Raw genomic sequence first — 11,684 nt, 5'->3', positions numbered from 1 at the left:
GAGAGACAGGAGACATGGCCGGACTTCGCCATAGACGCGAGTTATTCGTTATGGCCGTGGCAACAGGGCTGAGCGTCATATTCTGGTCCGCCGGGCCGATCCGCGCTGAACAGCCCCGTCATGAGTTATGCGAAGAGATAAAGCAGATGCCGCAGGATCGGGATATCGATTTTCCTACCCCGGATGATCCTAGGGGCCAACAGGAGGCCTTCGAGAGGGTCGAATGGGGACTCGCCAAATTACGGTTGACCCCGGCGGATGAGTTGGCGCCACTTGCGAGGGATCAACACAGGCTCACCGATCTCCTCGTCAGATCCAACGAGCCCCAATGGCGGCAAGAGATTCGCGAACTCACCGATCGTCTCACCAAGCTAAGAGATCTCCTCCCGCTGGCGGAGAAGGAGTTGAAGCTGAAGGAGTGTAAAGAACGCCTTGCCGAATCCCAGGCCTTCCTGCAACTCCTTGACAGGGTTCATGCGGGGCGCGCTGCCACCGAGTCATCACTCGCGGCCTCAGCAGAGTGGACCTCCGTTCGCGAAACCCTCCTGGACCGTATCACACAGTTACAGGACACGACCGATCGTAACCAACAAATCGTCCGTGCTGAAGAAGAGCTATACCGTCGCGCGTTAACGAGGGAGAGGCAAGCGCTGGCTGATCTCCTGGCGGGAAAACGGTCTGAATTGTTGATCGAATCCTTGAAACGGACCGAGTGCCGGGCCGGCGATCGACCATGCCTGGAGCGACAGCTCAACACCCTCTGCCAAATCAGGTTCACGTCATCCGATAGTGAGCGACTCCACATTATGCGCCTGATTGGAAACATTGTCAGCCGACTGGATAACACGGGACAGGCCGGGTCGGCGAACTGCGAAGATCTCTAGGGCAATGGCAGGGACTCGTCATTCGGGAATTCTGGTGATGTTGTGCCTTGTTGGGCTGCCCTCTGTCTCCACTGCCGAATACCTCATCTACCTCAAGGGCGGTCATTTTATGATCGTCGATGATTGCTCCTTTGCCGACAGCCGTGCGGCGGACACGGCTTCTGAGACCGATGAGCAATCGGTCCTGGTCGATGACTGCGCAAGGGGGAAGCCGAAGGGCCCTATCTATTGGAGTACCGGCAATGGGCAATTCGGGGAACTGGACGCTGACGACGTCTATGCCATTCTCGGAACCAAGGACCTGCCGTCTGTCAAGCCGAGCGGCGTCGCCACCCCGCTGGAAGATTACCTGGTGACGACCCGTGACGAAAGCTTTATGAATGCAAAGATTGTGGAACAAGAGGGCGTTGATGTGTACGGACTGAAGCGTGACGAACTGGCCACGATGAAGCAGCGCGGGGTGAGAGAAATTGCTCCGGAACGTTTGGCAAAAAGCCGCTCCGGCGAGGGACTCTGTTCGGGGGAGCCGCCGGAATTCGCGGTGAGCGAGGTTGACGTGGTGGAGGGTCACCTGCTGGGAAGCGTAACCAACCGCAGCAAAGAGGCGTGGCGTGCGGAACTGGAGGTTGAAGTTCGGGTGAAAGGTCGCTTTTTGGGAAAGTTCGAGGTCAAAGACCGCAATGTCCTCGATCCCAATGAAAGCAGTTCTATCGACTCACCGGTGGATCCCCGTTTTCTCAAAGAGTTGACGGGGTTTAAGGATCCCGATGCCGGCGTTCGCCTGTGCTATCGAAAGATCAAGACGACGGCCGGGTCGACAGCGAAGTAACTATCTTCAATCACATCATACCCCGTCCGACCCGGATCTGAATCCTCATCATCCGTGCTCGCCGCCGGGCTTTTCCCTTTGCGAGTGCCGTCAGTTGGGGTACAATCCAGCCTGCGTAGGACATGGGCCATGTGTAAGCTGCTGAAACGACGCCTCTTCGGCGGCAGATTGTTGGTGATTACCGTCGTCGCGCTCGTAATCGGTGGGGTCGTCGGCCCGCGTGACCTCAGGGCGGAGAAAAGTGCGCCGGCGATCCTATCGCTTGGCGATGACGCCTATGTGGCTTGGTCCGAGGTGGAATCGAGCACGGGAGCTGTCGTCAGCCGCGAACCGGGGGAGACGCCGCTGACGTCGTTTTCGCTGATCGTCCTCTCGAATGTGGCGTACGACAGTCTGCCGGATGCAGTGCGCGATGGGTTACCAGACTATCTGGCCGGCGGCGGTTCGTTGCTGATCACCGGTGGGCAACGGTCCTATGGCAGCGGCGGCTATGCGGGAACCGCGATCGGGGAGCTCTTGCCGCTGAGGCCGACGCGCGATGACTGGCTGCCGCACCCGTTCGGTCCGACGTTGATTTTCCAGCCCGGTCATCCGATCCTGCAAGACGTTGTGATTCCGACGATGGCCTTCTTTAACGAGCTTGACCTGCGCGACGACGCGACGGAGGTTGCTCAGTATCGTAAGGCGTCGAAGGCCGCCTTTGCCGGTGGAGGGGACCCGGGTGGCGCGGAGATCGCCGGAGGGGGGCGGCGCCCGATGCCGCTGATCGCTGAGCGCAGCGTCGGCCAGGGAACGATTCTGGCCATCGCGTTGGATATGACCCTGACGGGCGAGTGGAAGGATCGAAATCGTTTCGCGCAGAACTGCGTCGAGTATCTGTTGCAGCGTTCCAGGATCCAGCCATCCGAAGGATAAATAAGCACGATCACGGAGTCACGACATGTTGCGCTACCTGACGGCCGGCGAATCCCACGGCCCGATGCTGACCGCGATTCTTGAGGGGATCCCGGCCAATCTTCCGCTGGCGGCCCACGAGATCACGCATGAGCTGACGCGAAGGCAGCAGGGGTACGGACGCGGCGGCCGGATGCGCATTGAAAAGGACGAGGCCGACCTTGTGGGCGGCGTTCGTCACGGTCTGACGCTGGGGGGACCGATCGCCATCCTGATTGCGAACCGCGATTGGGACAACTGGAAAGCGACGATGGACCCGACACCGGTCGGAAGGGAGATCGATCCGAAAGAACCGGTTACCCGTCCACGACCGGGGCACGCAGATCTGGCCGGAGCGCTCAAGTACGGACAGCAGGATATCCGCAACATCCTTGAACGTGCCAGCGCCCGCGAGACGACCGCCCGTGTGGCGGTCGGCGCCGTGTGCAAGCGGCTGTTGCGGCAGTTCGGCGTCGAGCTGTTCAGCCATGTCGTCGGGATCGGATCGGTCGCAGCCGATACGTCCGGTCTGTCGTTTGCGGACATCCGAGAGCAGGCAGAGGGTTCACCGGTACGCTGTGCAGATGGGGCGGCGGCCGATGCGATGATGAGACAGATCGATGAGGCGAAGGGCAGGGGCACCAGTCTTGGCGGCGTGTTTGAGGTGATTGCGCTCAATTTGCCGGTCGGGCTCGGCAGTTACGTGCAGTGGGACCGCAAACTGGACGGTCGGCTGGCCCAGGCACTGATGAGCATCCAGGCCATCAAAGGGGTCGAGATCGGTCTCGGATTCGAGGGCGCCAGACGATTCGGGTACGAGGCGCATGATGAGATCTTTTATGAAGAGGGTCGATTCGTGCGCAAGACCAACCGGGCCGGAGGGCTTGAAGGCGGAATGACGAACGGCGAGCCGATCGTCATACGGGGGGCGATGAAGCCGATCGCTACACAGTACGCCCCGATGGCCTCCGTAGACCTCCGCACGAAAGAGCCGTTTCAGGCGAGCGTCGAGCGGTCGGACATCTGCGCGGTTCCCGCCGCCGGGGTGGTTGGCGAGGCCGCGGTGGCCTTCGAGCTGGCGCGGGCCTTGATCGAAAAGTTCGGCGGCGACAGCGTCGAAGAGATGATCCGTAATTACCAGGGGTATGTCACGACCATTCGCGAACGGTAACATGAAAATCGTCCTGACCGGGTTCATGGGGACCGGCAAGAGCGCCGTCGGACGTCGTCTGGCCGAACGGCTGGCGTTACCCTTTCTCGATCTGGACGAGGCGATTGAGGCGACAACCGGGCTGACGATTACCGAGATCTTTGCGGCAGAGGGCGAGCCCGCGTTCAGGCAAAAGGAGCGAGACCTGATTGCAAGCCTGGGGCATCACACCAACTGTGTCGTGGCGACGGGCGGCGGCGCCGTCCTCGACCCGGACAATCTCCGACGTCTCCGAACCGGCGCGGTCCTGGTCTGCCTGACGGCCGAGCCCGCTGTCATCCTGGAGCGACTGGGCGGTGACGCCAGTCGTCCGCTGTTGCAGGGGACAGACCGACTCACCAGGATCCGAACGCTGCTCGGGCAGCGCGCTTCTGCCTATGCCGAGGCGGATCTTACCATTGATACGAGCCGTACCGGGATTGAGACGATCGTGGATCAGATTATCGGTCATTTCGGTCTGCAGGCGGTCGCGATCGGGAAACGCGGGCGATGAAGAGTGAAGCCAGGGTCCCGGTATCGCTCGGCAGTCGCAGTTACCAGATTGCCGTCGGCAGCGGCCTTCTGAAGCAACTGGGCGATCTGTGCGGTGAGCTGCTGCCGAGCCGGCGGGCGATGATCGTGACCAATCCCGTCGTCAATCACCTCTACGGGGCCACGGTCTCGGCCTCGCTTCGAAAGGCCGGATTTCACGTCGCACTCACAGAGATTCCAGCCGGCGAACGGGCCAAGTCGCTCCGTCAGGCGGCCCGCCTCTATCAGGCCTTCTTGAAGAATCGGATGGATCGTCGCTCTGTCGTGGTGGCCCTGGGCGGCGGGGTGATCGGCGACCTGGCCGGGTATGCAGCCGCCACCTATTTGCGGGGCATCCCGTTGGTGCAGGTCCCAACGACGCTGCTGGCGCAGGTGGACAGCAGCGTCGGCGGCAAGGTCGCCGTCAATCTGCCCGAGGGGAAGAACCTGGTCGGCGCCTTTTACCAGCCGTCACTGGTCGTCGCCGACGTGCAGACGTTGCGATCACTGCCGCTGCGCCAGATCCGGGCAGGCCTGGCGGAGGTGGTCAAATACGGGATGATCGCCGACCGCGAGCTGTTTGCCTCTATCGAAACCGAGTTGGACGCCATCCTTCGCGCAGAGCCGGAATCGTTGACCCACCTTGTCACGCGCTCATGCGCCATCAAGGCCCAGGTTGTCGAACAGGACGAACGGGAGGAGGGGATGCGCGCCATCCTCAACTTCGGGCATACCGTTGGACATGCCCTCGAGACCCTCGCCGGGTATCACCGACTTTTGCACGGTGAGGCGATCGCCATCGGGATGGTGGTCGCAACGATGCTGTCGGTCAACCGAGGGCTGTGTGAACGGGGCGAGCTTGATCGGCTTCGAACGCTGCTGATGAGAATCGGGCTCCCGACGAAGGCATCAGTTGACATGAAACAACTTGTACCTACAATAGGTTATGATAAAAAGGTGAGAAATCGGATGATCTATTTCGTCCTGACAAAGGGGATCGGTCACGCTACCTTGGCCGAGATCTCGGATCTCGGTGAGCTGAGGTCGGCGATCCGAGCCGCGTGGAGTGTGTGAGATGGGCGAACAGGAATACGGTTCGGCAAGAAAGCGGATTCTGGTGTTGAATGGCCCCAACCTGAACCTGTTGGGCCGTCGAGAACCGAACCATTACGGTCGTACGACACTAAAAGAGATAGAAGAGGCGTTACGATCCTACGCCGACGCGCGGGGCGCCGAAATCCGATTCGTTCAATCCAATCACGAAGGCGCGCTGATCGACGCCATTCACGAGGCGATCGGTTGGGCCGAGGCCCTGATCGTGAATGCCGGCGGCTTGACTCATACAAGTGTCGGGCTGCGGGATGCGATTATTGCCGTGTCGATCCCGACGGTTGAGGTCCATCTGTCGAACATCTACCGCCGCGAGCCGTTTCGTCATCGGTCGTTGATCGCCGACGTGGCGGTCGGTCAGATCAGCGGATTCGGCGCCTTGAGCTATCGGCTCGGGCTCGACGCGGCCCTTCAGCTACTCGAGAAAAAGGGATGATAAGATGAATGCTCGGATATCGCTTACTTATGGAGAACAGAAGAGATGATGATTTCTGGAGGAGATCTGCGCCCCGGGGTGAAGGTGGAATTGGACGGCACCCCATACGTGGTTACGGACTTTCAATGGGTCAAGCCCGGCAAGGGCGGCGCCTTCATGCGGACCAAACTGAAGAACATGAAGACCGGCGGCATCATCGACCGGACCTTCAGAACCGAAGAGAAGCTCCCGAAGGCGGAGGTGGAGGATCGAAAGGTACAGTTCCTCTATCATGATGGCGACGTCTACCATTTTATGGATACCGAGAATTTTGAGCAGTTTACGATAGACGAGAAGTTGCTCGGAGAGGCCAGCGGCTTTCTGAAAGACGAGATGATCATCTCGGTGATGAACCATCGCGGCGAGCCGCTCGGCGTGGTGCTGCCGACCTTCGTCGAGCTGCGGGTGGCGGAGACCGAACCGGGCCTTCGCGGCGACACCGCAACAGGCGCCACCAAGCCGGCGACGCTGGAAACTGGCGCGACGATCCAGGTACCGCTGTTCATCAACATCGGCGACCTGCTGCGCGTCGATACCCGCACCGGCGCCTACGTCGAGCGCGCCTGAGCATCGTGATTGCTGCGGATGCATGCCGCCTGTGCGTCATCACCGACCGACAGTCGGCGCGCGGGCTGAGCCACGTCGAGATCGCGGCGCGCGCGGTGGAGGGCGGCGCGTCGATGATCCAGCTTCGGGACAAGGTGGCAGGACCCGGGCAGCTTCTGCCAGAGGCGCGTCAGATCGCCCAACTCTGTCGCGAGCGCGGCGTCTGCTTCATCGTCAATGACCGACTGGACCTGGCGCTTGCCGCCGATGCCGACGGCGTCCATCTGGGGCAGGACGACTTGCCGCCACCGGCCGCGCGTAGGGTCCTGGGGCCGGACAAGATCCTCGGGGTTTCCACCCACTCGCTTGAGCAGGCGCTCGAGGCGACGGAGCAGGGGGCCGATTACCTGGGCATCGGACCGATCTTCGCGACCGGGACGAAGGCCACCGGCTACGAGCCGCGGGGCTGCGGCATCATCCGGCAACTGCGGTCCCGGATCGATCTGCCGCTGATCGCCATCGGCGGCATCGCACTCAACAACGTCGGCGAGGTGATCGCCGCCGGCGCAACCGGGGCCGCCGTCATCTCGGCCATCGTCGGAGCCGCCGACATCACCGCCGCGACCGCTGCCTTCGCGACCGCGATTCACGCGGCAAGGGCGTGTCTGCACAGTGGGCGCGCTATAATGTCAGATTAGGATGCGAAGGCGCCTGACGGTTTTGCTGGATACCGGCTTTCGCCGGTATGACGATTTATGTACGCTAACCGTCGCAATGAAGTACTGGTGCAGTGTATCTAACGCTTCCTTAACATTCGTTTTGGAGCCGTCATTCCCGCGGAAGCGGGAATCCAGAGCAGAAAGACTGGATTCCGGGTCAAGCCCGGAATGACGAACTCTGTAAGCGCGTTTCTGGGACACTACACTAGTGGCCGTTCCAGGAGAGAGGAGGAGGAGGACAAAGAATGGACGAGAGCACGCCGCGAATGACGACACCTGAGCGGAGGGAGATGAAGCTCAAGTGGATGGGGATCATGCTTGCAGCCGGGACAGTCATGTGTGGGGTCGGGCTCGCCCTATTCGCTGTCCCTGGGATTGGTGGTACCGCAGGGACCCTCGGCTTCCTGCTCGGCACGATGCTCTTTTTTCTCGCCCCCATAGGCTTTTTCATCTCGATTCTTGCCGGTCCGTGCCCGTACTGCGGCCATGACGTAGCGGTCTATCGGGCGAAAGCAATTACGTGTTCCGCCTGCAAGCAGCGGATACTTGTTCGTGGCGGTAAGTTTTATACAACGTAACCGCCATCCGGCAAGCCACCCAACATCGTTCATCGCCTCCCATCGCGCTGTATTCCAACCGCCCATCCGCACTCTTTCGCTTCACTGCACCCCCTCGTGTCATGGGTTAGAAAGTCTCCCGTATCGGTCATTGCGAGGGAGCGTAGCGACCGAAGCAATCTCACCGTTCTTCGCACTATCGCCAGATTCAGGACTTCGAAAGCCCCATCGCGTCATTGCGAGGAGCACCGCGACGAAGCAATCTCACCGTCTTTCAGGGCCACAGCGCTGTGACTGCCACACCCTGCGCTGCTCCCAATGTCAAATACAGGAACAGATTACGCGCCGCAATTCTCACTGTGGAGCCGCAACTTTCTATTGACATCTGCTGATCTTTCCGGCAGATTCGTCCTATTCTCTGAGCGCTTTGTGTCGCTATCGTCCGATGTGTCGTCTAAGGATGCTGCAAGCTTGTGATCCTTGCCGTCAATGTGATGAGAGGCCATCATGTTACATCATCGGAGGACAGAGCACGCGAGATGAACATGAACGAAACAGCGACGCACGAGCCCCTCAATGGAGACCAGGCGCTCTCGCCCAACGGCGGGTTGAGGCTCGCGGTCGGTCATTATCGGCTCCTCTTCGCGCCGGACAGCACAACGGGCTGGCCCCACTTTTCGGGATCTGCCTGGCGCGGCGCCTTTGGGCGCGCCCTGCGCCAGGCCGTCTGCGTCACCCGCCTGGAAAGCTGTACTACCTGTCTGCTGAAGGCAACTTGCGCGTACTCCTACCTCTTTGAGACGCCAATCCCAAATGGCAGTCTTAAGATGCGGCGTTATACTGCTGCGCCCCATCCGTTTTCACTCCAGATCCATGATGTTACCGCCACAAGCGGCGCCAATATGCTCGGCCTGAACCTGTTTGGCTACGGCAACCGCTACCTGCCGTATATCATTCATGCGATGACACGAGCGGCTGCTGATGGGATCGGGCGACGGCGAATCCGGCTGTCGCTCATCGAGGTTCGACAGGCCGACTGGACGACTGGGGATTGGCGGAGGATCTATGCGCCGGAAGGCCAACTCAAGCCCCTGCCGCCCGAGATGCCCATCCCGCCAACGTGTCCCGCGTTGGTGAGAATCACGCTGTCTTCACCTCTTCGACTGCAGCGACGCGAGGCGCTTGTGGGTCCCCAGGAATTCGTCTTCGCGGACCTTTTTGGGACTCTCCTTCGACGGCTGTCTATGTTGACCTATTTCCACGGGGACCTCCCGCTCGACATCGATTTTCGCGGTCTGCTGGAGCAGGCGCGGCAGGTGCGGCTCCTCTGGACCACACTCCAATGGCACGACTGGACTCGTTACTCGTCGCGACAACGGACGATGATGCAGATGGGCGGCCTGATGGGAGAATTTGGGCTTGACGGTGGTGAGATCGTCCCGTTCTGGCCATACCTGTGGGTAGGGCAGTGGACCCACGTGGGGAAGGGCACCAGCATGGGACTGGGCCAGTATACCCTCACCCTCTCCCTCTCCCCTGGTGGGAGAGGGAGAGGGTGAGGGGGTGCGGAGTATGTCGATGGGGCCACGAAGATCGATGTACGGCACCATCATGGAAGCTCACACAAGATGACACACTACCTCGATCCTGCAGCTCCTCATATGTACCCGAAACGGATTCTCCTGGCCGTGACCGGCCTGTCGCCCCAGGTGGTCACCGAAACCCTGTACGCCCTGGCGGTCTGTCAATCACCGCCCTTTGTGCCGACCGAAGTCAGGCTCATTACGACCGCCGAGGGCGCGGAACGCGCCCAACTGGCGCTGCGTTCTGAGGACCCAGGCTGGTTTTCCCGCTTGCGCCGCGACTATGCGCTCCCCCACATCGCGTTTGACCGCAACCGTATTGCGATACTCTCCGACGGTGACGGTACCTTGACCGACATCCGTACGCCTTCCGATAACGAGCGCGGCGCCGATCTCATCACTGAGACCGTCCGGCAACTCACCGCCGATCCGCAGACCGCCCTGCACGTCTCCATCGCCGGCGGGCGCAAGACCATGGGCTTCTACCTCGGCTACGCCTTATCGCTCTATGGGCGCCTACAAGACCGGTTGTCGCATGTGTTGGTGAGCGAGCCATTCGAATCGAGTTGGGACTTCTTCTATCCGACGCCGTACGAGCGGATCATTACCACTCGTGACAATAAGCTTGCGAATTGCGCCGATGCGCGGGTCGCGCTGGCGGTAATCCCCTTCGTGAGTCTGCGCCACGGCTTACCCGTGAACCTGCTCACAGGCCGGTCGAGCTTCAGCCAGACCGTTGCTGCGGCCAGACGTGTCCTTGGACCGCCCGATCTTACCATCGACCTGAGGCATCGATCTATCAGTGTAGCCGGCCAGACCGTCACCGTTCCGCCCGTGGAACTCGCCTTCTACAGTTGGCTCGCGCGCCGCTGTCAGCGAGGGCAGCCGCCGCTGGCCTGCCCTAAGGACGGGGTTCCGGAGCCCGATTATGCTCAGGCTGTGCTGGCGGAGCACCAGGCGATCATCGGGGTTCTCGGGGATAATGATCGGACGGTGGCGGCCCTACGGCAAGGGATGGACAAGAACTTCTTCGAGCGCCGCAAATCCCACGCTAATCGGCTGCTGAAAGCCGCCCTTGGCCCTGCGGCTACGCCGTACCTCATCCAGCGCTTCAACCGGCGTCCGAACTGGACACACGGCTTGGACCTTGAGCCCGTCCAGATCAGGTACACGACCATTGCGACGGCCGAAAGAGGAGACAAGTGACCGGCGCGTGAGCGATCGAACATCGACGGCGGCGGCAAGCTTGTCAAACGTAAAGCCAAGCAGAGGCGATGACACAATCGCAATCAGGAGTCGGCACAATGCGGACACTCGAATATAAAGTTACCTTCACCACCCCCGCCTTCCTCGGCAACGCCGAGCAGCAGGCCCAGTGGCGCACCCCGCCGTTCAAGGCCCTACTCCGGCAATGGTGGCGGGTGGCCGCCGCGCGCGATTGCGCTTTCAACCACGCCCGGTTGCGCGAAGCGGAAGCGCGGCTATTTGGGGCGGCCAATGACAAGGGTGGGGAGAGTCAGAAGAGCCAGGTCCGGTTGCGTCTGGACATATGGGCTCAAGGTACACTTCAAGGCATTTGGGGTAATGACCCGAGAGTCGACCATCCGGAAGTGGGCCCTAACGGCAGAGAGGTGGGTGCCCATCTCTACCTGGGATATGGCCCGCTCCGGTATCAACAAGGGACCGCCTTGAAAGCCAACGTAGCCATACAATCTGGAGAATCAGCCCGCCTTCGACTGGTTTGGCCGGATGACGAAACCGCGGTGGCAGATGCCATCCAGCTCATGCAGTGGTTCGGCAGTCTCGGCGGCCGTTCGCGCAACGGCTGGGGTTCGATTTCCCTGGAACACGCGAGCATCACCGCCGTCATTCCCGCGCAAGCGGGAATCCAGAATGGTTTGTTGGGCCGGGTCTCGCGCCCGCTGAGGGAATGCCTAGAACTGGACTGGCCGCACGCGTTGGGCCGAAGCGCCGATAACCATTTGCTGGTCTGGAGGTCGAAAGAGACCTTTTCTGACTGGCGGGCCGCCATGCAAGCTCTGGCTAAGGTCAAGATCGGGTTCCGTACGCAACTTAAGCTGGGTGCGCAGGGACCGTTCGAACGGCGTCATTTACTGGCTTACCCCGTGACAAATCACGCGGTCCAAGCATGGGGTAATCAATCGCGCCTTGCCAACCAACTCCGCTTCAAGGTGACCCCCAATGCGAAGGGACGCGTGATGGCCTTGATCTACCACCTGCCTTGCGGCCTGCCACGTCCGCTCGCGCAAGAGCTTAGGGTTCAGGCGCCTTCCGTTAAGGACCATGATCTTCCCCCGGTAGCGCGGA

Annotated in this window: 13 protein-coding genes; all 13 read left to right on the top strand. The window is 61.0% G+C overall.

The window, feature by feature from the left end; all coding sequences use genetic code 11:
• The first annotated feature begins 14 nt into the window (after positions 1-14).
• Complete coding sequence (locus tag C3F12_10380; GenBank protein ID PWB44794.1) at positions 15-884, top strand: hypothetical protein; 870 nt, start codon at positions 15-17, stop codon at positions 882-884.
• 4 nt (positions 885-888) lie between these two features.
• Positions 889-1,713, top strand: a complete 825-nt coding sequence (locus tag C3F12_10375) for a hypothetical protein (GenBank protein ID PWB44793.1) — start codon at positions 889-891, stop codon at positions 1,711-1,713.
• 129 nt (positions 1,714-1,842) lie between these two features.
• Entirely contained in the window at positions 1,843-2,628 is a 786-nt protein-coding gene (locus tag C3F12_10370; protein ID PWB44792.1) for a hypothetical protein, read from the top strand.
• A 25-nt stretch (positions 2,629-2,653) separates the two neighbouring features.
• Positions 2,654-3,817: a chorismate synthase gene (locus tag C3F12_10365; protein ID PWB44791.1), complete on the top strand. Its 1,164-nt coding sequence runs from the start codon at positions 2,654-2,656 to the stop codon at positions 3,815-3,817.
• 1 nt (position 3,818) lies between these two features.
• Entirely contained in the window at positions 3,819-4,349 is a 531-nt protein-coding gene (locus C3F12_10360) for a shikimate kinase (GenBank protein PWB44790.1), read from the top strand.
• Positions 4,346-5,440 (top strand): 3-dehydroquinate synthase, encoded by a 1,095-nt coding sequence (locus C3F12_10355; GenBank protein PWB44789.1) that lies wholly within the window; start codon positions 4,346-4,348, stop codon positions 5,438-5,440. Before C3F12_10360 ends, C3F12_10355 begins: the two co-directional genes overlap by 4 nt.
• 1 nt (position 5,441) lies before the next feature.
• Positions 5,442-5,912 (top strand): type II 3-dehydroquinate dehydratase, encoded by a 471-nt coding sequence (gene aroQ / locus C3F12_10350; GenBank protein PWB44788.1) that lies wholly within the window; start codon positions 5,442-5,444, stop codon positions 5,910-5,912.
• Between the two features lie 45 nt (positions 5,913-5,957).
• On the top strand, positions 5,958-6,518 hold the full coding sequence (efp, locus tag C3F12_10345) for an elongation factor P (GenBank protein ID PWB44787.1): 561 nt from the start codon (positions 5,958-5,960) through the stop codon (positions 6,516-6,518).
• Between the two features lie 5 nt (positions 6,519-6,523).
• A complete protein-coding gene (thiE, locus tag C3F12_10340; protein PWB44786.1) occupies positions 6,524-7,195 on the top strand; it encodes a thiamine phosphate synthase in 672 nt (223 codons plus the stop codon).
• Positions 7,196-7,461: 266 nt separating this feature from the next.
• Complete coding sequence (locus tag C3F12_10335; GenBank protein ID PWB44785.1) at positions 7,462-7,794, top strand: hypothetical protein; 333 nt, start codon at positions 7,462-7,464, stop codon at positions 7,792-7,794.
• A 524-nt stretch (positions 7,795-8,318) separates the two neighbouring features.
• Positions 8,319-9,332: a hypothetical protein gene (locus C3F12_10330; protein ID PWB44864.1), complete on the top strand. Its 1,014-nt coding sequence runs from the start codon at positions 8,319-8,321 to the stop codon at positions 9,330-9,332.
• Positions 9,333-9,434: 102 nt separating this feature from the next.
• The gene (locus C3F12_10325) at positions 9,435-10,562 is read left to right on the top strand and encodes a TIGR02584 family CRISPR-associated protein (GenBank protein PWB44784.1); all 1,128 of its coding nucleotides are present in this window, start codon (positions 9,435-9,437) and stop codon (positions 10,560-10,562) included.
• A 98-nt stretch (positions 10,563-10,660) separates the two neighbouring features.
• On the top strand, positions 10,661-11,684 hold a 1,024-nt coding region (locus C3F12_10320), incomplete at its 3' end, for a hypothetical protein (GenBank protein ID PWB44783.1).

This window comes from Candidatus Methylomirabilota bacterium (genome assembly GCA_003104975.1).
Taxonomy (GTDB): Bacteria; Methylomirabilota; Methylomirabilia; order Methylomirabilales; family Methylomirabilaceae; genus Methylomirabilis.
Note: the sequence above shows the minus strand (reverse complement) of the source record. Positions and strands in the feature narration are given on the sequence as shown.